The sequence below is a fragment of the Haliea alexandrii genome, assembly GCF_003719295.1.
GTDB classification, from domain to species: domain Bacteria; phylum Pseudomonadota; class Gammaproteobacteria; order Pseudomonadales; family Halieaceae; genus Haliea; species Haliea alexandrii.
Genome location: NZ_RFLW01000001.1, coordinates 16645 through 38513 on the forward strand (window position 1 = coordinate 16645; position 21869 = coordinate 38513).

Below are 21869 nucleotides of genomic sequence, written 5' to 3' on the forward strand. Positions count from 1 at the left end.
AGACAGGCTCAGAACAGATCCATCTGGCGTCCGGTAACGGTGGCGAAGGAGGTATCGAGAAAGCCAAGGATACCGTCCACGACCGGCGCCAGCTGCCGCTCCAGATAATGCCCGTAGTCCAGCGGCGCCGAGTGCGCCGCCGCGGGTTCGGGCCCGGCCGCGGTGATCACGTACTCCACCCAGTCACCGCGCGCCGGTGGCGGCAGGCCGTGGTCCGCGTAGCGACGTGCCGCCTGCACATGCGGCGGTACGTTGCGCTCGTAGTCCACCAGGCGACGGCGCAGACGTTTACGATAGACAAGATCTGCATCGTGCTCTCCCGCCAATACAGACGCGACCAATTGCTTCAGATAGTCCTCCCAGGGCTGGTCGAGGAACACACGTCGATACAACGCCTGCTGGCAGTCGCGGGCGAGCCGGGTCCAGTCGGTGCGGACGTTTTCCAGCCCCTTGAAGACAACACGCTCATCACTCCCGGTACCCACCAGCCCCGCGTAGCGCTTCTTCGAACCTTTCTCCGAACCGCGAATGGTCGGCATGAGAAACCGCCGATAGAGCGTTTCAAACTCCAGCTCCAACGCGCAATTGAGCGCGAACTCGCTGTGCAATCGGCGTTGCCACCACTGGTTGAGGTCGCGCTGCAGGTTGCGGCCGGCGGCCTCGGCATCTTCGTCGCAGCCAGCATCGGCGATCCACACGAACACAGAATCCGTGTCACCGTAAATCACCTGATGCCCAAAAGCTTCGATGCGCTCCCGGGTCTGCAACAATATCTCGTGGCCGCGCCGCGTGATACTGCTGGCGAGGCGGGTATCGAAAAAGCGACAGCCCGGGCTACCCAGCACGCCGTAGAACGAGTTCATGATGATCTTGATCGCCTGCGCCAGCGGCACGTCCCGGGCCAGCTTGGCGGCGTCCCGCTGCTGCCAGAGCGTTTCGATGAGCGCCGGCAGGATATGGCCCTCGCGGGAAAAACGTGCGCCAGCGAAGCCCGGCACCGTCGCCTCGCCCTCTTCCTCGGCCAGTCCGAGCGCGAGACCCAGCGGGTCGATACAAAAAGTGCGGATAATACTGGGGTACAGGCTCTTGAAGTCCAGCACCAGCACATGCCGGTAGAGACCGGGCTGCGACTCCAGAACAAAGCCTCCCGGGCTCGGATCCTGCTCGCGCTGGGCATTGGGGGCGACATAACCGGCCCGGTGCAAACGCGGCAGGTACAAGTTGTCGAAAGAGGCCACAGAGCCGCCGAGACGATCCGGGTTCAGACCCGTCATCGCACTGCGCGCAACGACAAAGTCCAGCAGGCGCGTGTGAGCAAATATCTCCGACACCAGCTCACAGTCGCGCAGGTTATAGGCCGCAAGCTGTGCCTTGTCCTCCCGGAACAGCCGCCCGATTTCCTCGCCGCGCCCCGCGCCGTGCAGCAGCTTGCCGGCACCGAGCAGTTCGCGGGCCACCGCATCCAGGGCGAAACTCTCGAAACGGTAGAAAGCCGCGCGTAGCAGCTCAATGCCGTCGAGCAACAGCCGTCCCGACAGGCGGGCTGCACGCCGCTCGCCGTCTTCATCCAGCGTACGCCAATGAATAGCCGTACCCGCGCGCCCCAGGCGCAGAGGCATATCCAGTGAATCGGCAAGGCGTTGCAAGTACCAGGCATCAAAGTTGACCACGTTCCAGCCGATCAACACGTCTGGGTCCACCTCCTCGATGAAGGCAAGAAAACGTTCCAGCACCGCGCGCTGTGTGGGCAGGGTTTCGACATGCTCGCCGACGTTGCCCGTGCCCACCATGAACACCCGGCGCAAGGCCGCCGCCGGCCCTGAAGCGGCGTCCGCCGCAGAGGTGACATGTACGGCGATGGAATACAGCTGGAGCCCCTGCATGGCGGTTTCAATATCAAAGGAGGCCATGGACAACTGCGGACGCACGGCGGCGGAGCGCAGCAAGGGGTCGCGCATGTAACTGTAGCCGTTGCGCCGCTCAAGTGGCCCGTGCAACTGCACGCCACCGGCAATAAAACGCTCCATCAGGTACCGATCAGCGGGGTTGATGTCCGCTTCCAGCGGTTGCGCGCCGCGCTCCTGCAACCGATCGGCGAGCGTGCGTGACTGGCGGTACGTGGGGCTGTACACGCCGACCACAGGCTGTAGCGCGAAATTGCGCAGACGCAGGGGCTTCAGTTCCACGCCCGGCTGCAGTAAAAGCAGCGCCCGGTGCTGGTCCGCCTCGTCCTCGGCGAGGAAAAATACGGCGCGTTCGCCGCGAATTTCCACCTGTACCGGGCCCTGTGGGGTCGCCAGCCACAGTTCGACTATCAGGCCTGCGGGGCTGTCGCGCCACTGCCGGGTGAGCAAAAAACCGCCCAATTCCACGGGCTGTTGACCCGGCGCGCTAGGCATAACGCAGCCGGTAGCTTAAGCTACCGAGCATCACATCAACTGGCACATGCCCGCCCTCTGGAAGATCACAATGAGTAAACCTGAAATCAAACAAGACCCGCTCTACCGGCTGTTGCGCAATGAAGACATCAAGGGCTTCAACGAGCAGCGAGACGCACTGGACACGCGCGAGCTGCGCAGTGGCGACTACCGCGGACGGGATCTGCGTAACATGAACGCGCGCGGGCTGGATTTCAGCAACTCCTATTTCCGCAACGCGGACCTCAGCGGTATCGACTTCCGGGAAACCAACCTCGAGGGCGCCAGCTTGCTCGACGCCAAGCTCTCGGGAACCTATTTCCCCGAGACGATCAGCGCAGACGAGATCCGGCTTTCCCTGGATACTGGCACCCGGCTGCGCTACGACCGCCGCTAAGCGCCCCCGCTAGCCCTGTGCCAGCAGGTCGCGCAGGTCAATCATGGCGGTGTTGGCCCGGCTGATATAAGACGCCATCACCAGTGAGTGATTGGCCAGCAGGCCAAAACCGCTGCCATTGAGAATCATCGGGCTCCACACCATGTCCTGGGTAGCCTCAAGCTCACGGATGATCTGCTGCACGCTGACCTGCGCGTTTTTGTTGGCCAGCACATCCGCGAAGTCCACCTCCACCGCCTTGAGGAAGTGAATCAAGGCCCAGGCCGTACCCCGCGCCTCGTAGAATACATCGTCTATTTCCAGCCAGGGGGTGCTGACCAGCATCTCCGCGGGCGCGGGTGTTGACTGGCGAGCGTTGTCATCCCCGGCCAGATCAGTGTTCAAACGCCGCTGCCCAACGCTGGCGCTGAGCCGCTGGGACAGGCTGCCGAGGCGGGAGCTCACGCTGGCAAGCCAGTAGCGCAGGTTATCGGCGCGCGCATAAAACTGTGCGTCGCTGTCGTCGTCATCCTCAAGGCGCACCAGATAGCTGTGCAAATACTTCACCCCGTCGCGGTACTGGGCTTCAGTCGCGGGCAGAATCCAGCTGTCGGAATTGAAGTTGAGCTGGGGCTCGGCGAGGGACAGATCAGGGTCTTCGCGCGACTGGGACTGCGAGCGGCTGAATACTTCGCGCATTGCGCGCGCCAGATCCCGCGATTGAATCAGCACACCGAATTCCCAATTGGGGATATTGTCCAGCCACACACCGGGCGGAGCGACATCGTTACTCAGGTAGCCACCGCGCTTTTCCAGCAGTGTTTCCATGGCGCCAATCAGCGCCGCGGTAGTGGTGGAGCCCACGGCCACATCACCCGCCGAACGGGTTGAATAGGCATTGGCTCGCTCGGTCACATCAAAGGGGGTCGGGGTCAGGCTCCAGTAGGCCCCCACCAGCACCGCCAGCACCAGGTAAACCAGTACCGCAGCACCCAGGCGCCGCAACCAGACACCACCCGGCGCCGCTCCGTCACGCCAGTTGGCAACGCGATCCCGCAATCCTGTCATGGTCGTTTCTCCCTGGCCCGCGGGCCGTCAGTGATGCCGGTGTGAGTCGTGCCCCTGAGGGGCCGCATCGCGCCGCGTCTCGGCGGACGTGCAGATTGGCACACCGTCGATGGTCAGGCACAGCTCCACCGCGTCGCCAACCGCCGGCATGGCGGTCAGGTCGAGCAACATGAGGTGCAGGCCACCGGGGGCGAACGCCCGCGACGCCCCTGCCGGAATCCGCACCACCGACTGCTGCTGCATGCGCATCATGCCGTCGACTTCCAGGGTTTCGTGCAGCTCCACGCGCCCGGCGATGGCGGCACTGGCAGCGGTCACTTCAATGACCTCAGCGCCGGTATTGCGCACCACCAGATACGCGGCTGTGCGCGTCTGCGTCGGCGGCAGTGCTCGCACCCAAGCGTCCTCAAGCAGCGCTTGGGCGAGTGCCCCGGGAGCGACCGGCAGTGCAAATACCGCCAGCAACAATGCGGCACGGATACCCTTCTGACTCACTTTTTTACTCCTGCAATGAAACTATCACAACCCGACAGGCTCAGATTATAACACTTGCGCACCGGGCGGTTGCCGGCAATTCGTTGGGCCGCCCGGCTCAGGCTGCTACAATCGCGACGCGGCATGCGGCCGCCACCGTAGAAGGATTCTTCATGCGTTTTCTGCTTGCCAGCCTGCTCTGGTTGTCCAGCGGGCTGGCCCTGGCCCAGCTGCCCACTGGCGCGCCGGCGGCGAACCCCTTTGCACAGCCCGATTTCCTGCCGGTGGAGGAAGCCTATCAGCTGGCGGTGGAGGCTACACCCGAGGGCCGCCTGCGGCTCCACTGGCGTATCGTTGAGGGCTACTACCTCTATCGGCACGCCTTCGAATTTCGCCTGGAACACGCCGGCAAACCCCTTGCCACAGAGGCGGATGTGCCGTCCGGCCTCGCCCGCAGCGACGAATTTTTCGGTGATGTAGAGGTGTACTACAACGAGGTAGACGTGCGCCTCGACACGCAGGAGCCGGTCACGTTTGCCAGGCTGACGGTGCAATCCCAGGGCTGTGCGGATGCCGGACTGTGCTATCCACCACGCACGGAAGTGTTCGACATCGATTTCGCCAGTCGCCAGGTGAGCCCGGTGGCCCAGGCCCCCGCGCTGCCCGCCACCAACAACGCCACCGCCGCCAACACCCTGTTGAGGTTGCCGTATATGCTGCTGCTCGCCTTTCTCGGCGGCGCCATCCTCAACCTCATGCCCTGCGTATTCCCGGTCCTGTCGCTGAAAGTGCTCGGTTTCGCCAACAGCAGCCGCCACGAGCGTCTGCAACACGGCTGGCTGTACACCCTCGGGGTGGTCGCCAGCTTCCTTGCCGTGGCCGCCGTGCTGATTGGGTTGCAGACAGCCGGGCAGGCCGTGGGCTGGGGATTCCAGTTGCAGTCACCGGGCTTCGTCATCGCGCTCGCCTATCTGTTCCTCGCCATGGGCCTTGCCCTGTCTGGCATGATCCAACTGGGCAACAGTGTGATGAACCTGGGGGGCAGCCTGGCCGGGCGACAGGGATCGGTAGGCAGTTTCTTCACCGGGGTGCTCGCCGTGGTGGTTGCAAGCCCCTGCACGGCACCCTTCATGGGCACGGCGCTGGGATTTGCGCTGACGCAACCCGCACTGGTGTCGCTGTCCATCTTCTTTGCACTGGGGGCGGGCATGGCAGCACCACTGTTGCTGCTGAGCTACAGTGGCCGGGCGCGCGACTGGCTGCCACGGCCCGGCGCCTGGATGGAAACACTGAAACAACTGCTCGCCTTCCCCCTGTACGCCACGGCCATCTGGCTGCTATGGGTGGCAGGGCGACAAACCAGCGTGGACACCATGGCTGCAGCCCTGAGCGGTGGCCTGCTGCTCGCGTTGGGACTGTGGTTGTGGCAAGGCGGGGCGGCACGCAAGCTGCTCGCGGTGGCCTGCCTGCTGGGCGCCGTTGCGCTGGGACTGTGGCGGATTCCGGCGCCCGAGGCCACGGTAACGGCCGGGGATACCGTGCTCGTATGGTCGGAGCAGGAAGTCGAGCGCCAGCGCCGTAGCGGTCGCCCGGTGTTCGTTGACGTCACCGCTGACTGGTGCATCACCTGTATTGCCAATGAGCAGGGTGTTCTCTATACAGACGCGGTGCAGGCGGCGTTCAGCGAGCATAATGTTGCGTTCCTGGTGGCTGACTGGACCAATTACGATGCCGATATCGCCAGTTACCTGCGCAGCCACGGCCGTTTCGGTATCCCGCTGTACGTACTCTACCCGGCGGACCCGGCTGCTGCAGCGGTTCTCCTGCCACAGGTGCTGACGCGCGGCACGGTCATCAGCGCGCTGGAGGGCCTTTCAGCAATTTAGGCCCAGATCGCCCCATTTTCCTCACCATTTACTGACATTTCCCTGCTTTTCGCCTACTTTCAGCAAACTGGCGCAGAATGCGCGCTGCGCCGTCGCCATCTCCCGGAAAGAGGAAAAAATCGGCTAAATAGCGGCTAACATCCTCTATTTTCTAAAAAATGCTGCGCGAACATGGACAGCCAGCGGTTTTTCAGCCAGACTTCGCTGAGACGGGTTACGAGCATACGGGCAGGTAAACATGGCCACCATTCTGGTTTTACACGGTCCCAACCTGAACCTCCTGGGGGAGCGTGAACCAGCCGTTTACGGCCACACCACGCTGGCGGACATCAACAACAGGCTGACCCATGTGGCAACGGAGCAGGGGCACCACCTGCTGGCCATGCAAAGCAACGCCGAATACGAGCTGATCGAGCGCATCCACGATGCCCGCCGCGAAGGGGTGAACTTCATCCTCATCAACCCCGCCGCATTCACCCACACCAGCGTCGCTCTGCGCGATGCGCTGGCCGCCGTCGCCATACCTTTCATAGAAGTGCACCTGTCCAATACCCATGCCCGGGAACCCTTCCGCCAGCACTCCTACTTTTCAGACCTGGCGGTGGGCGTGATCTGTGGAATGGGCGCGCACGGCTACGAACTCGCATTGCTGGCGGCCCTGCAGCGCCTGGAACAACCCTGAAACAAAAACCAGAGAGAGCCCTATCATGGACATTCGCAAAGTTAAGAAGCTGATCGAATTGCTGGAAGAGTCCAACATCGATGAGATTGAAATCAAGGAGGGCGAGGAGTCTGTCCGCATCAGCCGCAACAGCGCACAGCCGCTGATGGCGGCCTACGCGCAGCCCCCCGCGCCTGCGCCCGCACCGAGTGCGCCGGTGGCAGCGGCGGCCCCCGTTGCAGAGGCCTCGGCCCCCAGCGCACCTGCTCACAGCGGCAATGTTATCACCTCGCCGATGGTGGGCACCTTCTATCGGTCACCATCGCCCACGTCGGCCGCTTTTGTTGACGTAGGCCAGAGCGTCAAGGTCGGCGATGTCCTCTGCATCGTTGAGGCCATGAAAATGATGAACCAGATCGAGGCAGACAAGTCCGGCACCATTGAGGCAATCCTGGTCGACAACGGTGAGGCGGTCGAATTCGAACAGCCTCTGTTCTCCATCGTCTGACACAGCCCCCGGCGCCTGCGCGCCGCAAGCAGAGGAATACATCATGGCCAAGCTGGAAAAGGTTCTCATCGCCAATCGCGGTGAGATAGCCCTGCGGATTCTTCGAGCCTGCAAGGAGATGGGCATCAAGACCGTAGCGGTGCACTCCAAGGCAGATCGCGAGTTGATGCACGTGCGCCTCGCGGATGAATCAGTCTGTATCGGCCCCGCGGCCTCGACTGCAAGCTACCTCAACGTCCCGGCCATCATCAGCGCCGCCGAGGTGACCAATGCAAGCGCCATTCACCCGGGCTACGGGTTTCTGGCAGAGAACGCCGACTTCGCGGAGCAGGTGGAGAAAAGCGGCTTCATCTTTATCGGCCCGAAGGCTGACACCATCCGCCTGATGGGTGACAAGGTATCGGCCATTGACGCCATGAAGAAGACCGGCGTGCCCACAGTGCCCGGTTCTGACGGCCCACTCACGGACGATGCGGAGCGCACACTGGATATCGCCCGGCGCATTGGCTATCCGGTGATCGTCAAGGCTGCCGCTGGCGGCGGCGGCCGCGGCATGCGGGTCGTGCATAATGAAGCGGCGCTGCTGAACTCGGTACAGCTCACCCAGGCGGAGGCCGCGGCGGCCTTCGGCTCCGGCGTCGTTTATCTGGAGAAATTCCTGCAGAAACCGCGCCACGTGGAAGTGCAGGTGATCGCTGACGGCCAGGGCCACGCCATTCACCTGGGCGACCGCGACTGCTCCTTGCAGCGGCGCCACCAGAAAGTGCTGGAGGAAGCGCCGGCACCTGGCGTCGACGAGCACCTGCGTGCGCAAGTGGCTGAAGCCTGTGTGAATGCCTGTATCGAAATCGGCTACCGCGGTGCCGGCACCTTCGAATTTCTCTACGAAGACGGCGGCTTTTACTTCATTGAGATGAACACCCGGGTGCAGGTCGAACACCCTGTCACCGAGCTGATTACCGGCATCGATATCGTGCGTGAACAACTGCGTATCGCCAGCGGCCTGCCCCTTTCCGTCACCCAGGAGCAGGTCGCCTTCCGCGGACACGCGTTCGAGTGTCGCATCAATGCCGAAGACCACCAGACGTTCATGCCCTCGCCAGGCAAAGTCACCACGTTTCACGCGCCCGGTGGCCCCGGCATTCGCGTCGATTCCCACCTGTATGACGGCTATACGGTGCCGCCCTTCTACGACTCACTGATCGCCAAGATCATCAGTTACGGCGAGGACCGCGAGATCGCCCTGGCGAGAATGCGCCAGGCGCTCGATGAATTGGTTATCGAAGGTATTCGCACCAACACGGCACTGCATCGGGAACTGGTTCGGGACCGCTCCTTCCAGGCTGGCGGAGTAAGTATTCACTACCTTGAAAGCAAGCTGGAAGACTGGAACTAGTGAGCTGGCTGCAACTTCGACTGGACACCAGCCCGGCGCTGGCAAACGCGCTTGAGGAGCATTTGCTGGCGGCAGGTGCGGTGGCGGTGACCATGGAGGACAACGCTGACCAGCCGGTGCTGGAGCCCGGCGTGGGCGAGACCCCACTGTGGCAACAGACCCGGCTCACGGGCCTGTTTCCCGCCGATACCCACATGCCCGCGGTGCTCGCCCGCATCCCTGAAGCGCTGCTGCAGGGATGCAATCAGCGGGTGGAAATCCTGGAAGACAAAGACTGGGAGCGCGAGTGGATCAGCCACTACCAGCCCATGCGTTTCGGCCAGCGCTTGTGGGTGTGCCCAAGCTGGATGGACCCGCCGGAGCCGGACGCCGTCAACCTGCTGCTCGATCCGGGTCTGGCGTTTGGCACTGGCACGCACCCGACCACCGCATTATGCCTGGGCCAGCTTGAACAGCTAACGCAACCGGGTCAGACCGTGGTCGACTATGGCTGTGGCTCTGGCATCCTGGCGGTGGCCGCCCTCAAACTCGGCGCCGAGCGCGGCCTGGGTGTGGATAACGACCCGCAGGCACTGGTCGCGAGCCGCGAGAACGCCAGGCGCAACAGCATTGCCGAGGAACGCTTCACGGTCACCCTGCCGGATGTGCAGACCAACGCCGCCTGGCGGGGCCAGGCCGATGTGGTAGTGGCAAACATTCTTGCCGGGCCGCTGGCGGAGCTTTCAGATACGCTGCTCAGCCTGCTCAAACCGGGGGGCACCCTGCTGCTGTCCGGCCTGTTGCAGAACCAGGCCGCCGTGTTGTGCACACATTACGCACCCCGCCTCACCCTGCACGTGGCAGGAGAGCGCGAGGACTGGGTTTGCCTGCAGGGCACGCTGCCCGCCGCCTGACCACTCGCAAGTCAGCCCTCGCGGCCCAGAACCCCCGCCATCGCCTCCTCGCCGAACAGATGGGTCAGCCCACCGGTCATGTCGGGGTGCCGCCGCAGGCACTGGCCGCCATCCACATTGAAGCACTGCCCGGTCACCCAGGACGACTCGGGACCCGCCAGATAGCGAACACTGGCGGCAATATCTTCCGGTTCTCCGGGACGCTGCAGGGGTATCTGCTCTTTGAACGCCTGAATCATCTCGGGGCTGGCAAACAGATCACCCGTGGCATCACTGCGTGTCAGCCCCGGGCGTACCGCGTTGATACGCAGGCCCAGATAGGAAAGCTCGTCAGCGGCGGAACGCACCAGGCCTTCCAGCCCAGCCTTGCCCGCGCAGTAGGCCGACAGCCAGGGAAACGGCATGCCTGCTGTGGTTGAGGAAATGCATACGATGCTACCGCCGCGCGCCATCACCGGCGCCGCGTGTCGTACCGCGAGAAAAACGGATCCAATATTCAGGTCCAGCTCCTGGCGCAAGCCATCCAGGTCCTGCAGCAGCAGCGGCTTGAAGCCACCACCGCCCACCGTGGGTACCACAATATCCAGGCGTCCGGCTATGGCGTGCGCCATATCCACCGCCCTGCAGACATCATCCTGTTGCAGCGCATCGCCGGGGCAGAGACTGACCTGTCCGCCCGGCACCGCCTCCAGCAACGCCTGGCGCACTGCCTGCAGTGCCTCCTCCCGGCGCCCCATCAATACCACAGCCGCCCCGTCCGCCAGCAGGGCGCGTGCGCACGCAGCGCCGATACCACCGGCACCACCGGTTACCAGAGCTGTTTTACCCTGCAAAGCATTCACTGTCGTCATAAGTCATCCTTATTGATTATTGGCTGCAACGATCCCGAGTTTAACGCGCAACACACATCCACCACAGTGCGCTTTAACCCCGCGCCACGGTGGCGTATCATACGCTGCTTCCTGAAGCGACCTCACAGCCTCCCCCAATGCCGCGAATCGGGCCCTACACACTCACCAACGCCGTTGCCCTGGCGCCCATGGCGGGCGTAACCGACCTGCCGTTCCGGCAACTGTGCGCCCGGCTCGGTGCCGGCCTGGTGGTGTCCGAGATGGTCAACAGCAATCCGCGTCTGCGCAACACGGACAAAACCCGCCTGCGCACGCGCCACGACGCTGAAATCGAGCCGCGCTCGGTGCAGATCGCCGGCAACGATCCGCAGCAGATGGCCGAGGCGGCACGCTACAACGTTGCGCTGGGCGCGCAGCTGATCGACCTCAATATGGGCTGCCCGGCAAAAAAGGTCTGCCGCAAGGCGGCCGGCTCTGCGCTGCTGGCTGATGAATCGCTGGTGGAAAGTATTCTGCGCGCCGTGGTGGCCGCCGTGGCCGTGCCAGTCACACTCAAAATACGTACCGGCCCCGCGCCGGAATCGCGCAACGGTGTGAGCATCGCGCGTATTGCCGAGGATGCCGGCATCGCCGCCCTCGCCGTGCATGGCCGCACCCGCGCCTGTGCATTTCGCGGCCACGCGGAATACGACACCATCGCCGACATCGTGGCGGCGGTCGATATGCCGGTCTACGCCAACGGCGATATCGATTCCGCCGAGAAAGCCGAGGCCGTGCTCCGCCACACCGGGGCCGCCGGAGTCATGATCGGCCGCGCCGCCCAGGGCCGCCCCTGGCTATGCGGGCAGATCGCCGGGCGACTGGCCAGTGGCGTGACACCTTCCGCGCCGTCACTGGAACAACAAGTCGCCCTGCTGCACAACCACGTTCGCGCCCTGCATGCTTTCTACGGCGACTTCCTCGGCCCGCGCATTGCACGCAAGCACGTTGGCTGGTTCCTGCAACACCAACCACAGTGGCTGGCACACCGGGCCGCCTTCAACGCCCTGACCGACAGTAGCGCCCAGCTTCACATGATTGATTGTCTCTTTACGCGCACCGGCGCAGAGAACCTTGCAGCATGAAAGACCTCGAACCACCCTCGCTACATCCCGACACCCAGCCCGCCAGCGCTCACCCCGAGCCCGCACCCGAGCGACTGCACGATGCCGTGGCGCGCGCCGTGGGCGAATACCTTGAAGCGCTGGATGGCCAGTCGACAACCGACTTCTACAATCTGGTACTGGCCGAGGTGGAGGCACCGCTGCTGCGCGCGGTCATGGACTACACCCGCAACAACCAGACCCGGGCGTCCCACATGCTGGGGCTGAACCGCGGCACGCTGCGCAAGAAACTCAAACAGTACCAACTCATTTCCGACAAAAGCTGACAGGCAACCCAAAAACCATGAGCGACTCTCACCTCGTACCCGTTCGACGCGCACTCATCAGCGTCTCCGATAAAACCGGCATCGTCGAATTCGCCACCGAACTGCAGGCGCTCGGCGTGGCGCTGCTCTCGACCGGCGGCACCTATCGCCTGCTGCGCGACAGCGGCCTTGAGGTCACCGAAGTGGCAGACCACACCGGCTTCCCGGAAATGATGGACGGACGCGTGAAGACCCTGCACCCGAAGATCCACGGCGGCATACTGGCGCGGCGCGGGCAAGATGACGCGGTAATGGCCGAGCATGGTATCGACGCCATCGACATGGTGATCGTCAACCTCTACCCCTTCGAGGCCACGGTCGCCAAGCCGGATTGCACCCTGGAAGACGCGGTGGAGAACATCGACATTGGCGGGCCCACCATGGTGCGCGCCGCGGCGAAGAACCACCGCTGGGTAAACATTGTGGTCAACGCCGGCGACTACACACGCATCATCGAGGAAATGCGTACCCATGAGGGCGCCACCACACTGGCAACCCGCTTCGACCTCGCCATTCGCGCCTACGAGCACACTGCAGCCTACGACGGCGCCATCGCCAATCACTTCGGCAAACTCGCCCCCGGCGGTTCGCCGGTGTTCCCGCGCACGTTCAACACCCAATTCCACAAGGCACAGGAGATGCGCTACGGCGAGAACCCGCATCAGAAGGCCGCCTTCTACGTTGAGGCACAGCCGGCCGAGGCCGGCATCGCCACCGCCCGGCAACTGCAGGGCAAGGCGCTGTCCTATAACAATGTGGCGGATACCGATGCCGCGCTGGAGTGCGTGAAAAATTTTGCCGAACCCGCCTGCGTCATCGTCAAGCACGCCAACCCCTGCGGTGTTGCCGTGGCCGCAAACCTGCTGGAGGCGTACAACCTCGCCTTTGCCACCGACCCCGAATCTGCCTTTGGCGGCATTATCGCCTTCAATCGCGAGCTGGATGCCGAGACGGCGCAGGCCATTGTGGAACGGCAGTTCGTAGAGGTGATTATCGCGCCCGCGGTCAGCGCCGGGGCACAGGAGGTAGTGGCGGCCAAGCAGAATGTGCGGGTGCTCGCCTGTGGCAACTGGAGCGACAGCCAACCGGCCCTGGACTACAAGCGGGTGAACGGTGGCCTGCTGGTGCAAGACCGCGACCTGGGTATGGTTGAGCGTGGCGATTTGCGCATTGTCAGCAAGCAGCAACCCACGCCGCAGCAGATGCTGGACCTGCTGTTCGCTTGGAAAGTCGCCAAATTCGTCAAATCCAACGCCATCGTCTACGCCACCAATGGCCAGACGGTGGGTGTGGGCGCCGGGCAGATGAGCCGCGTGAATTCGGCGCGCATCGCCGCCATCAAGGCCGAGCACGCGGGCCTCGCCGTGCGTGGCTCAGTGATGGCGTCCGACGCGTTCTTCCCCTTCCGCGACGGCATCGACAACGCTGGCAAGGCAGGTATTGCGGCGGTTATCCAGCCAGGTGGCTCCATTCGTGACGAGGAAGTCATTGCCGCCGCTGATGAACACGACATGGCCATGGTGTTTACCGGCATGCGCCATTTCCGCCACTAAGCGAGAGAGCATTGATGAAGATTCTGGTGATAGGCAGCGGTGGCCGCGAACACGCGCTCGCCTGGAAGGCCGCACAGGGCGACACCGTCGATTGTGTTTACGTCGCGCCCGGCAATGCTGGCACCGCAACGGAACCGGGGCTGCACAATGTGGCCATCGACAGCATGGACTTTGCCGGGCTCGCCGGGTTTGTTGAGTCCGAGGGCATTGCGCTGACGATCGTCGGGCCCGAGGCACCGCTGGTCGCCGGCATAGTCGATTATTTCAGTGATCGCGGCCTGCGCTGCTTCGGCCCGCGCAAAGGTGCAGCGCAGCTGGAGGGCTCCAAGGCGTTCACCAAGGACTTCCTCGCCCGCCACGGTATTCCCACCGGGGCCTACGCCAACTTCACCGAACTGGAACCTGCGCTCGCCTACCTGCGCGGCCAGGGTGCGCCCATTGTGGTGAAAGCGGATGGGCTGGCGGCAGGCAAAGGCGTGATCGTTGCCGAAACCCTCGCCGAGGCCGAGGCCGCCGTCACCGACATGCTCTCGGGCAACGCCTTTGGCGATGCCGGCTGCCGCGTGGTGATTGAGGAGTTTCTGGCAGGTGAAGAGGCCAGCTTTATCGTGATGGTGGATGGCAAGAACGTGCTGCCCATGGCCACCAGCCAGGACCACAAACGCATCGGCGATGGCGACACCGGCCCCAACACGGGCGGCATGGGCGCCTACTCGCCGGCACCGGTCGTCACCGATGCCGTGTTCCAGCGGGTGATGGATGAGGTCATCCTGCCCACCGTGCGCGGCATGGCTGCCGAAGGCAATGACTACACAGGGTTTCTTTACGCGGGGCTGATGATCTCCTCCAGCGGCGTCCCCAAGGTGATCGAATACAACTGCCGTTTCGGCGATCCGGAAACGCAACCTATTATGCTGCGCCTGCAATCCGACCTCGCCGGCCTGTGCAATGCCGCCCTGGACGGGCACCTGGACCGCGCCACCGCCACCTGGGACCCGCGCTGCGCTATTGGTGTGGTACTGGCCGCCGGCGGCTACCCGGGCGACTACGCCAAAGGTCTGCCCATTACCGGGCTGGACCACCCTTTCCCGGAGACGGTCAAGGTGTTCCACGCCGGTACTGCCCTCGCGGGCGATGAGGTGGTCACCAATGGCGGCCGGGTGCTCTGCGTCACTGCGCTGGGCGAGGACATCGCCGCCGCCCAGCAACGCTGCTACGACGCCGCGCAGTATATTCACTGGGACGGCGTCACCCGGCGCAACGATATTGGTTGGCGGGCGATCGCCCGCTATAGTTAGCCTCCACCGTGAGGGAGCGTGCCATGCACAGCCGACAACTGACCTTCATTGATCGCCTGCTGGGCGAGGCCGACACCGTACTGCGAACCCTGAGCAACCGGGGCCGACCGGCCACGCGGCCGTCACCTGCAGATGGACACCGCGACAGCGCGCTCAACCCGGCCCAACGCAGCCATGTGGCCGGTCTCATGCGGGTCAACCACACCGGTGAAGTGTGCGCGCAAGCGCTCTATCAGGGGCAGGCGCTCACGGCGAAACTGCCCACGGTGCGCGAAGACATGCGCGAAGCGGCACGCGAGGAGGAAGACCACCTGGCCTGGTGCGCCCAGCGCCTGCAGGAACTCGGCAGCCGCCCCAGCCACTTGAACCCGGCCTGGTATGGCATGTCATTTCTGCTCGGCGCCAGCGCCGGCGCAATCGGTGACAAGTGGAGCCTGGGCTTCGTTGCTGCAACCGAGGAACGGGTCTGCCGCCACCTGCGCGATCACCTGCAACAACTCCCGGCGGACGACCGCAAATCCCAGTTGATTCTGCAGAAAATGCTGGAGGATGAAGAACGGCACGGGGAGAACGCCCTCGCCGCAGGCGGCGCCGAGCTGCCCGCACCGGTCAAGGACCTGATGAGCGCCGTTTCCCGTCTGATGACCCGCAGCAGCTACTACCTGTAACAGGGCACGCGCGGTTTACCTCACCGCTGCCCACCAAGATGTGGGCAGCCACGATGCCGCCTCAGGCGGCAGCAAACGCCTCGATGGCAAAACTGTGGCTCATCGCCACGCCCGCAGCGCCCAGCATGATCGACGCCGAGCAGTACTTTTCCGCCGACAGCTCGACCGCGCGCTGCACCTGCTTTTCCTTCAGCGCCACGCCCGTGACCACGAAGTGCATGTGAATGCGCGTGAACACGGCGGGTACGGCATCCGCCCGCTCGGCCTCTATTTCCACACGGCAATCGACAACCTGCTGCCGGGACTTCTGCAGCATGCTCATCACATCAAACGAGGAGCAGCCGCCCACGCCCAGCAACAGCATTTCCATGGGACGCGGCCCCAGGTTGCGCCCACCGAGGTCCGGTGGGCCGTCCATCACCACGCTGTGCCCACTGCCGGACTCGCCCAGGAACATGACCCCGTCCACCCACTTCACGGTTGCCTGCATCGCACTACGTCTCCTGATTTCACGTCGCCGCGAGCTTAGCACAGGGGTTTACGTTTTACTTGCCGCAGGCGTGGGGTAATATTGGTGGCTAGGCCGTGTAAGACAACAGGAAACCACAGCATGCTCAAGCATCAGGTCACCAGTGCCATTCCAGGGGTCGAGAACTTCCTTCGCCACTGCAATCGCTCCATCTACCGGGCCAAGCATGCCATCCTGCAGGAGGGCGCCGACTGTGACCGCCTGTTCCTGATTCTGGACGGTTCGGTGTCGGTGATGGTGCAGGACGAGAACGATGCCGACCACATGATGGTGGTGAGCTACCTGAACGCCGGGGATTTTTTCGGCGAAATGGGGCTGTTCGGCGCCAGCGAGGAAGTGCGCAGCGCCATGGTTGTGGCGCGCGAGCAGTGTGAAGTGGCGGAAATATCCTACGCGCGCTTCCACCAGATCCGCAGCCACTACCCGGATATTCTGTTCGCCATCGCCAACCAGATGGGTATGCGCCTGCGGCAGACCACACGCAAGCTCAAGGACCTCGCTTTTGTCGATGTTTCCGGGCGCATCGCCCACACGCTCATCGACCTCTGCAAACAGCCCGATGCCATGACACACCCCGACGGCATGCAGATCAAGGTGACCCGCCAGGAACTCGGCAAGATCGTCGGTTGCTCGCGGGAGATGGCCGGGCGGGTCCTGAAAAACCTGGAGGAGGAGGGCCTGGTGGCTGTCTCCGGCAAGACCATGGTGGTGCTGGGCACCCGCTAGCCGGGGAAGAACATCGCCCGCAGTTTCTCACCGGGCTCAGGCGCACGCATGAACGCCTCACCCACCAGGAAGCTGAATACACCCGCCTCTTGCATAACAGACACGTCGTCCGTTGTGTGTATGCCGCTTTCGGTGACCACCACGCGGTCAGCCGGAATATGCGGCAGCAGGCCAAGCGTGGTATCGAGCGTCGTCTGGAAGGTATGCAAATCACGGTTGTTGATGCCCAGCAGGGGCAAGCCGAGGTCAAGGGCGCGCTCCAGTTCGGCGCGATCGTGCACCTCTACCAACACGTCCAGCCCGTAGTCTGCTGCCGCAGTCGCGAGTTCGCGCATTTGCGCGTCCTCCAGCGCCGCGGCAATCAACAGCACCGCATCGGCACCGATGGCCCGCGCCTCCACGACCTGCCACACGTCCACCGTGAAATCCTTGCGCAACACGGGCAGCGCACAGGCCGCGCGCGCCTGCTGCAAAAAGGCATCACTGCCCTGGAAGAAGTCGACATCCGTGAGCACCGACAGACAGGCCGCCTTGCCACTTTCATAGCTGCGAGCAATCGCGGCCGGATCAAAATCAGCGCGAATCACGCCCTGGCTGGGCGAGGCTTTTTTCACCTCGGCAATCACCGCGGGCTGTGCCGCATTGACGCGCTCCCGCAGCGCCTGCACAAAGCCCCGCGGCGCTGATTGCTCGGAGATACGCGACTCAAGATCTGCCAGGGAGTCGCGCCGACGCCTTGCCGCCACCTCCTCGTGTTTGCGCGCCAGAATCTGACGCAGAATCGTTGGTGCAGCAGCCATCAGGCGTGGCCTCCCTGGCTCATCATCTGCGTGAAATCGATAAACTCTTTCATTTTTTCCCTTGCTTGACCCGTCGCGATCAGGTCCTCGGCCAGCGCCACGCCATCGGCAATCGTAGCCGCGAGTCCGGCGACATAAATGGTGGCACCGGCATTCAGGGCGATCATCGCTGCCGCCTTCTGCGCCGCGGGTGTGTCGCGGCCCGCGAGCGCTGCGCGAATCAGCGCTGCCGACTCCTCTGCGCTCGTAACAGACAGCCCGTCGAGACTCTGGCGCTCGAGTCCAAAGTCTTCGGGCGCAATACGATAGGTTGCAATGTTACCGCGCACCAGCTCCGCGACTGCGGTGCCGCCGCTCAAGGTGATTTCGTCAAGACCACCTTCGCCGTGCACCACCAGCGCATGCTCGCTCCCCAGGAGTTTCAACACTTCAGCGAGAGGCCGGCACAGGTCGGGGTCGAATACACCGATCACCTGGCGGCGCACACCTGCGGGATTGGTCAACGGGCCCAGCACATTGAACAGGGTGCGCATGCCCAGTTCACGGCGGGGGCCGATGGCGTGGCGCATCGCGGCGTGGTGCGCAGGCGCGAACATGAAGCCCAGGCCCACACTGTCGATCGCCCGGGCGACCTGCGCCGGGGTGAGATCCAGGGGCACACCCAGGTTTTCCAGCAGGTCGGAGCTGCCCGAGGTACTCGAGACAGAGCGATTGCCGTGTTTCGCCACCTGCGCTCCAGCCGCCGCCACCACGAAGGACGCCGCTGTCGAGACGTTGAACAGGTTTGCACCGTCGCCACCGGTGCCCACCAGATCCACGAGGTGCTCTCCCGTCACCTGCACCGGCGTAGCCAACTCGCGCATGACCTGCGCGGCACCGGCGATCTCGTCGGTGGTTTCACCTTTCATGCGCAGCGCGACCAGCAGAGCGCCGATCTGGGCATCCGTGGCGCCCCCGGACATGACCACACGCATCACGTCCGCCATCTCATCGCGTGCGAGCGACTGGCGCTCAACCAGACGGGCGAGTGCTTCCTGTAATGTCATCAACGGGCCTCCAGTTGCAGGAAATTGCGCAGCAGGTCGTGCCCGTGCGCAGTGAGAATCGATTCGGGGTGGAATTGCACGCCCTCCAGCGCATACTCGCGATGCCTGAGGCCCATGATTTCATCCACTTCCCCGTCGGCAGTTTCCGTCCAGGCGGTGACTTCCAGGCACGCCGGCAACCCGTCGCGCGCCACCACCAGGCTGTGATACCGCGTGGCTTCAAAGGGCTGGCTCAAGCCGTGAAACACACCCTGCCCGCGATGATGGATCAGGGACGTCTTGCCGTGCATCACCTGTCGCGCACGCACCACGCGGCCACCGTAGACCTGCCCCAGGCTCTGCATGCCCAGGCACACACCGAGAATGGGCAGCTTGCCGGCATATTCGCGGATAACGTCCATGGAAATACCCGCCTCGTTGGGCGTGCAGGGGCCGGGCGAAATCACGACCCGGGTGGGGGCAATGGCCGCCACATCGGCAACAGTGATTTCATCGTTGCGCACCACCTGGACCTCTGCACCGAGCTCGCCAAGGTACTGGACGATGTTCCAGGTGAAGGAGTCGTAGTTATCGATCATCAAAATGTCTGGCATGGTCGTCCCTTGCGGCGTGGGGCCGCAGTTTACCATGCCTCAAAGGTAGGCGAGCAATGTCCTTGCCGGTCAGCCAACCGGCCACAGGCGTCCCGGGTACTGTCCGATCAGACCCGGCGTCGCAGGCGGCAACCGCCTAACACAATAAGGTGACATGCGTATATTTATTCACTGGCATGTACTTTTTTTAAAACCCTGCCTACTATACGGCCGACCCGGGTTGCCCAACCGAACCCCGGGGTCGAATAAGCCGAAAATTTACTGCGGAATAGAGTTGACCATAATATGAGACAGAAAAAGGCCTACACACCAGCGCGAAAAACACTCCTGGCAGTTGCCGTGACCACGGTGGCGACTCCCGTTCTCGCGCAAATGCAGCTCGAAGAGATCATTGTTACGGCACAAAAGCGCACCGAATTGGTGCAGGACATCTCCGCAACAGTCAACGTGGTGACCGGAGAAGCCATTGAACGCTTTTCCGCCCTCAGTTTCATTGACCTGGAGCAACAAACCGCCGGTGTCACACTGTCGGCGCCGAACGCGCGCAACTCCAATATCTCGATGCGCGGTATCAGCATTGACCCGGAAGCCGGCGCCGCCAGCGCCGTGGACGTATACTGGAACTCGGGCATTGTGCGAGCAGACAATGCTTTCACCCAATTGTACGATCTCGAGCGTGTGGAAATCCTGCGTGGCCCCCAGGGCACGCTACAGGGTGCAACGTCACCGGCCGGCGCCATCAACATCATCACGCGCCGTCCAGACCTGTTTGAAACCAATGGCTATGTGCAGATGACCGTCGGCGACAACGACGGCCTGAACACGCAGGCTGCCTGGACGGGCCCGCTGATTGAAGGAAAGCTCGGCGTGCGTGTTGCCGGGGTTTACGACACCAACAATTCCAGTGATGTCAACAACATCACCAGCGGGCTGGACGACCCGGAGGCGGAGTCAAAATCCGGTCGCATCACCGCGAACTGGCTCCCCACCGATGATCTCGACGTAACGCTGGTATGGCAGTATCTCGATCGCTACATTGAGGACAGTAAAGCGGTTTCCGGTGTAGATGCCCTCGGCGAACGTCCCACGCTGAATGACGATGACAGAATTGCACTGGGTAAATACAACAATTTTGGTGAAATCAAATACGACCTCGCCAACCTGCTGGTGAACTGGACCGTGGGCGATCTCGAGCTGGCTTCGGTGACCGCCTATCAGAACTCGGATAAACCAGCCGGTACAGAAAACGACCGTGCGCACTATGTCACCAACCCGGAAGCCCTGACACACCAGAACACGCTGACCGCAGTGGAGAGCTATTCCCAGGAATTCCGCCTCAGCTCGTCGGGCAATGACTTCTGGGATTATATCGTCGGCGTTTATTACAACGAACAGAACACGACGACGCAGTTCAGCAGCAACACCACGATTACCGACGGACCGGAAATCTCCTTCCTCAGCTCGGGTGTATTGCCGGTCGATGGCAAGGAGCTGGCTGTATTTACCTTCAACACCTTCTACCTGACCGACGCCTTGCAGCTGGAAGCGGGCTTGCGCTGGACCGATTATGATCGCTTCCGCGCCAGCACCATCAACTATGACTCGCTCAATTATCTGCCACCTGCCCTGCTGCCTTTCGCGCCACTGGTGGAATCCAGTATCGCGGCGGCTTTCCCGATCGAAGGCGTTTCCGAACGCAACCAGAAAGGTGACGAGACGGCGGTAACCGGCTCACTGAAACTTCGCTACGCGCTGAATGACGATGTTTCGGTCTACGGTGCCTACAACCGCGGCTATCGCCCCAGCGGCATTTCCATTACGCCCAGCCCGAACGTGGTATTCCTGCCCAACGGCGAGGACGACCTGTTGCATGACGAAGAAACCAGTGATGCGATCGAAGTGGGCTTCAAGAGCCGCCTGCTCGATGGCCGCGCCACCTTGAACGGTGCCGTGTATTACCAGCAGTTCGATGGCTACATCGGCTTCACACGCGGTATCCAGGTGCTGGATGACTCCGGGGCCCCGGTCGACATCGTCGGCGGCTTCATCTTTAACGGCGACGCCACCACCTACGGTGTGGAGTTTGACGGCCGACTGTTGATCACAGAGCAATGGGTTACCGGCGCCAGCTTCAGCTACGCCAAAGGTGAATGGGACGATGGTGCAAGCAAACCCTGCAACCAGCGCGAGCCCGGCGAAGTGCTCGGGTCCTGTGACATCAAAGGCGACCCCATCGGTGGCGAGCCCGAGCTGTCCCTGTCGCTCAACTCCGAGTACACCTGGCCGCTGGAGTCGACTGAGGTCTACCTGCGCGGTTTGTACAAGTTCACCGATGAGCGCCTGAATACGGAAGCCTCAGCCGGTATCGGCGCCGTACGTGAGAGCTTCGATTCCTACAGCATCTTCAACCTGTACGCCGGCTGGCGCAGCGCGGATGCCAGCTGGGATGTCTCGGTATTTGCGAAGAACCTGCTGGATGATGAAACCGTCAACTACCAACAGGGCCCAGACCAATATGACCTGGCACTCAGCGGCGGATCCTACACGCAAATCAACCTGGTGCCCCAGCGCACCTTCGGCGTGACCGCACGGTATAACTTCTAAGCGTCAGCTCAACTCACCCCGCTAGCGTTCCATCGCCCCGCCCGCAAGGCGGGG

21 protein-coding genes are annotated in these 21869 nt (G+C 63.0%); 13 read left to right on the top strand and 8 right to left on the bottom strand.

Annotation, left to right across the window (positions count from 1 at the left end; all coding sequences use genetic code 11):
- Positions 1 to 8: 8 nt before the first annotated feature.
- Positions 9 to 2399, bottom strand: coding sequence for a DNA polymerase II (locus EGJ68_RS00085; protein WP_123032554.1), 2391 nt, complete (start codon positions 2397 to 2399; stop codon positions 9 to 11).
- Between the two features lie 70 nt (positions 2400 to 2469).
- Between EGJ68_RS00085 and EGJ68_RS00090 the strand changes: the two genes are divergently transcribed.
- Entirely contained in the window at positions 2470 to 2814 is a 345-nt protein-coding gene (locus tag EGJ68_RS00090; protein WP_123032555.1) for a pentapeptide repeat-containing protein, read from the top strand.
- 9 nt (positions 2815 to 2823) lie between these two features.
- Here EGJ68_RS00090 and EGJ68_RS00095 read toward each other — a convergent pair whose 3' ends face one another.
- Together EGJ68_RS00095 and EGJ68_RS00100 are read right to left on the bottom strand one after the other, a co-directional pair.
- Positions 2824 to 3861: a DUF2333 family protein gene (locus EGJ68_RS00095; protein ID WP_123032556.1), complete on the bottom strand. Its 1038-nt coding sequence runs from the start codon at positions 3859 to 3861 to the stop codon at positions 2824 to 2826.
- 27 nt (positions 3862 to 3888) lie between these two features.
- Positions 3889 to 4356, bottom strand: coding sequence for a copper chaperone PCu(A)C (locus EGJ68_RS00100; RefSeq protein ID WP_123032557.1), 468 nt, complete (start codon positions 4354 to 4356; stop codon positions 3889 to 3891).
- A gap of 152 nt (positions 4357 to 4508) precedes the next feature.
- On the opposite strand from EGJ68_RS00100, the gene EGJ68_RS00105 reads away from it, so the two are divergent.
- The 5 genes from EGJ68_RS00105 to prmA all read left to right on the top strand — a co-directional run bounded on the left by EGJ68_RS00105 (position 4509) and on the right by prmA (position 9679).
- Positions 4509 to 6221 carry a protein-disulfide reductase DsbD family protein gene (locus EGJ68_RS00105; protein ID WP_123032558.1) on the top strand — a complete coding sequence of 571 codons (1713 nt, stop codon included), beginning with the start codon at positions 4509 to 4511 and terminating at the stop codon, positions 6219 to 6221.
- Between the two features lie 238 nt (positions 6222 to 6459).
- On the top strand, positions 6460 to 6903 hold the full coding sequence (gene aroQ, locus EGJ68_RS00110; RefSeq protein WP_123032559.1) for a type II 3-dehydroquinate dehydratase: 444 nt from the start codon (positions 6460 to 6462) through the stop codon (positions 6901 to 6903).
- 25 nt (positions 6904 to 6928) lie between these two features.
- Positions 6929 to 7390, top strand: a complete 462-nt coding sequence (accB, locus tag EGJ68_RS00115; RefSeq protein ID WP_123032560.1) for an acetyl-CoA carboxylase biotin carboxyl carrier protein — start codon at positions 6929 to 6931, stop codon at positions 7388 to 7390.
- Positions 7391 to 7433: 43 nt separating this feature from the next.
- Complete coding sequence (gene accC / locus EGJ68_RS00120) at positions 7434 to 8786, top strand: acetyl-CoA carboxylase biotin carboxylase subunit (RefSeq protein ID WP_123032561.1); 1353 nt, start codon at positions 7434 to 7436, stop codon at positions 8784 to 8786.
- Positions 8786 to 9679 carry a 50S ribosomal protein L11 methyltransferase gene (prmA, locus tag EGJ68_RS00125; RefSeq protein ID WP_123032562.1) on the top strand — a complete coding sequence of 298 codons (894 nt, stop codon included), beginning with the start codon at positions 8786 to 8788 and terminating at the stop codon, positions 9677 to 9679. The genes accC and prmA overlap by 1 nt, the downstream gene beginning before the upstream one ends.
- Before the next feature lie 11 nt (positions 9680 to 9690).
- Here prmA and EGJ68_RS00130 read toward each other — a convergent pair whose 3' ends face one another.
- Positions 9691 to 10530 (bottom strand): SDR family NAD(P)-dependent oxidoreductase, encoded by an 840-nt coding sequence (locus EGJ68_RS00130; RefSeq protein ID WP_123032563.1) that lies wholly within the window; start codon positions 10528 to 10530, stop codon positions 9691 to 9693.
- 137 nt (positions 10531 to 10667) lie between these two features.
- Between EGJ68_RS00130 and dusB the strand changes: the two genes are divergently transcribed.
- From dusB to coq7, 5 genes are read left to right on the top strand one after another with little or no spacing between them, the layout of a single operon-like run.
- On the top strand, positions 10668 to 11654 hold the full coding sequence (dusB, locus tag EGJ68_RS00135; protein ID WP_123032564.1) for a tRNA dihydrouridine synthase DusB: 987 nt from the start codon (positions 10668 to 10670) through the stop codon (positions 11652 to 11654).
- Positions 11651 to 11959 (top strand): DNA-binding transcriptional regulator Fis, encoded by a 309-nt coding sequence (gene fis, locus EGJ68_RS00140; protein WP_123032565.1) that lies wholly within the window; start codon positions 11651 to 11653, stop codon positions 11957 to 11959. The genes dusB and fis overlap by 4 nt, the downstream gene beginning before the upstream one ends.
- Before the next feature lie 17 nt (positions 11960 to 11976).
- Positions 11977 to 13551, top strand: coding sequence for a bifunctional phosphoribosylaminoimidazolecarboxamide formyltransferase/IMP cyclohydrolase (gene purH / locus EGJ68_RS00145; protein WP_123032566.1), 1575 nt, complete (start codon positions 11977 to 11979; stop codon positions 13549 to 13551).
- Between the two features lie 14 nt (positions 13552 to 13565).
- Complete coding sequence (gene purD, locus EGJ68_RS00150; protein ID WP_123032567.1) at positions 13566 to 14849, top strand: phosphoribosylamine--glycine ligase; 1284 nt, start codon at positions 13566 to 13568, stop codon at positions 14847 to 14849.
- A 23-nt stretch (positions 14850 to 14872) separates the two neighbouring features.
- Positions 14873 to 15517: a 2-polyprenyl-3-methyl-6-methoxy-1,4-benzoquinone monooxygenase gene (gene coq7 / locus EGJ68_RS00155; protein ID WP_123032568.1), complete on the top strand. Its 645-nt coding sequence runs from the start codon at positions 14873 to 14875 to the stop codon at positions 15515 to 15517.
- Positions 15518 to 15578: 61 nt separating this feature from the next.
- Here the strand turns inward: coq7 and EGJ68_RS00160 are convergent, their stop codons facing one another.
- Positions 15579 to 16007: an OsmC family protein gene (locus EGJ68_RS00160; RefSeq protein WP_123032569.1), complete on the bottom strand. Its 429-nt coding sequence runs from the start codon at positions 16005 to 16007 to the stop codon at positions 15579 to 15581.
- Positions 16008 to 16127: 120 nt separating this feature from the next.
- On the opposite strand from EGJ68_RS00160, the gene crp reads away from it, so the two are divergent.
- Complete coding sequence (gene crp, locus EGJ68_RS00165; RefSeq protein ID WP_123032570.1) at positions 16128 to 16772, top strand: cAMP-activated global transcriptional regulator CRP; 645 nt, start codon at positions 16128 to 16130, stop codon at positions 16770 to 16772.
- Here the strand turns inward: crp and trpC are convergent.
- Genes trpC through EGJ68_RS00180 form a run of 3 tightly spaced genes read right to left on the bottom strand, consistent with a single transcriptional unit; the run spans position 16769 to position 19211 of the window.
- Positions 16769 to 17572, bottom strand: coding sequence for an indole-3-glycerol phosphate synthase TrpC (gene trpC, locus EGJ68_RS00170; protein ID WP_123032571.1), 804 nt, complete (start codon positions 17570 to 17572; stop codon positions 16769 to 16771). The two genes, crp and trpC, sit on opposite strands and share 4 nt — an antisense overlap.
- Positions 17572 to 18618 (bottom strand): anthranilate phosphoribosyltransferase, encoded by a 1047-nt coding sequence (gene trpD, locus EGJ68_RS00175; protein WP_123032572.1) that lies wholly within the window; start codon positions 18616 to 18618, stop codon positions 17572 to 17574. Before trpD ends, trpC begins: the two co-directional genes overlap by 1 nt.
- Complete coding sequence (locus EGJ68_RS00180) at positions 18618 to 19211, bottom strand: anthranilate synthase component II (RefSeq protein WP_199227884.1); 594 nt, start codon at positions 19209 to 19211, stop codon at positions 18618 to 18620. Before EGJ68_RS00180 ends, trpD begins: the two co-directional genes overlap by 1 nt.
- 285 nt (positions 19212 to 19496) lie before the next feature.
- Between EGJ68_RS00180 and EGJ68_RS00185 the strand changes: the two genes are divergently transcribed.
- Positions 19497 to 21815, top strand: a complete 2319-nt coding sequence (locus tag EGJ68_RS00185; protein ID WP_123032573.1) for a TonB-dependent receptor — start codon at positions 19497 to 19499, stop codon at positions 21813 to 21815.
- The last annotated feature ends 54 nt before the right edge of the window (positions 21816 to 21869 follow it).

What these genes read in the sequence shown, in the direction of transcription:
- EGJ68_RS00095 (WP_123032556.1), bottom strand. Translation starts at nt 3,861, where the DNA reads ATGACAGGATTGCGGGATCGCGTTGCCAACTGGCGTGACGGAGCGGCG.
- coq7 (WP_123032568.1), top strand. Translation starts at nt 14,873, where the DNA reads ATGCACAGCCGACAACTGACCTTCATTGATCGCCTGCTGGGCGAGGCC.
- EGJ68_RS00185 (WP_123032573.1), top strand. Translation starts at nt 19,497, where the DNA reads ATGAGACAGAAAAAGGCCTACACACCAGCGCGAAAAACACTCCTGGCA.
- EGJ68_RS00130 (WP_123032563.1), bottom strand. Translation starts at nt 10,530, where the DNA reads ATGACGACAGTGAATGCTTTGCAGGGTAAAACAGCTCTGGTAACCGGT.
- trpC (WP_123032571.1), bottom strand. Translation starts at nt 17,572, where the DNA reads ATGGCTGCTGCACCAACGATTCTGCGTCAGATTCTGGCGCGCAAACAC.
- EGJ68_RS00085 (WP_123032554.1), bottom strand. Translation starts at nt 2,399, where the DNA reads ATGCCTAGCGCGCCGGGTCAACAGCCCGTGGAATTGGGCGGTTTTTTG.
- crp (WP_123032570.1), top strand. Translation starts at nt 16,128, where the DNA reads ATGCTCAAGCATCAGGTCACCAGTGCCATTCCAGGGGTCGAGAACTTC.
- accB (WP_123032560.1), top strand. Translation starts at nt 6,929, where the DNA reads ATGGACATTCGCAAAGTTAAGAAGCTGATCGAATTGCTGGAAGAGTCC.
- EGJ68_RS00180 (WP_199227884.1), bottom strand. Translation starts at nt 19,211, where the DNA reads ATGCCAGACATTTTGATGATCGATAACTACGACTCCTTCACCTGGAAC.
- EGJ68_RS00090 (WP_123032555.1), top strand. Translation starts at nt 2,470, where the DNA reads ATGAGTAAACCTGAAATCAAACAAGACCCGCTCTACCGGCTGTTGCGC.
- purD (WP_123032567.1), top strand. Translation starts at nt 13,566, where the DNA reads ATGAAGATTCTGGTGATAGGCAGCGGTGGCCGCGAACACGCGCTCGCC.
- fis (WP_123032565.1), top strand. Translation starts at nt 11,651, where the DNA reads ATGAAAGACCTCGAACCACCCTCGCTACATCCCGACACCCAGCCCGCC.
- trpD (WP_123032572.1), bottom strand. Translation starts at nt 18,618, where the DNA reads ATGACATTACAGGAAGCACTCGCCCGTCTGGTTGAGCGCCAGTCGCTC.
- accC (WP_123032561.1), top strand. Translation starts at nt 7,434, where the DNA reads ATGGCCAAGCTGGAAAAGGTTCTCATCGCCAATCGCGGTGAGATAGCC.
- purH (WP_123032566.1), top strand. Translation starts at nt 11,977, where the DNA reads ATGAGCGACTCTCACCTCGTACCCGTTCGACGCGCACTCATCAGCGTC.
- dusB (WP_123032564.1), top strand. Translation starts at nt 10,668, where the DNA reads ATGCCGCGAATCGGGCCCTACACACTCACCAACGCCGTTGCCCTGGCG.
- EGJ68_RS00105 (WP_123032558.1), top strand. Translation starts at nt 4,509, where the DNA reads ATGCGTTTTCTGCTTGCCAGCCTGCTCTGGTTGTCCAGCGGGCTGGCC.
- EGJ68_RS00160 (WP_123032569.1), bottom strand. Translation starts at nt 16,007, where the DNA reads ATGCAGGCAACCGTGAAGTGGGTGGACGGGGTCATGTTCCTGGGCGAG.
- aroQ (WP_123032559.1), top strand. Translation starts at nt 6,460, where the DNA reads ATGGCCACCATTCTGGTTTTACACGGTCCCAACCTGAACCTCCTGGGG.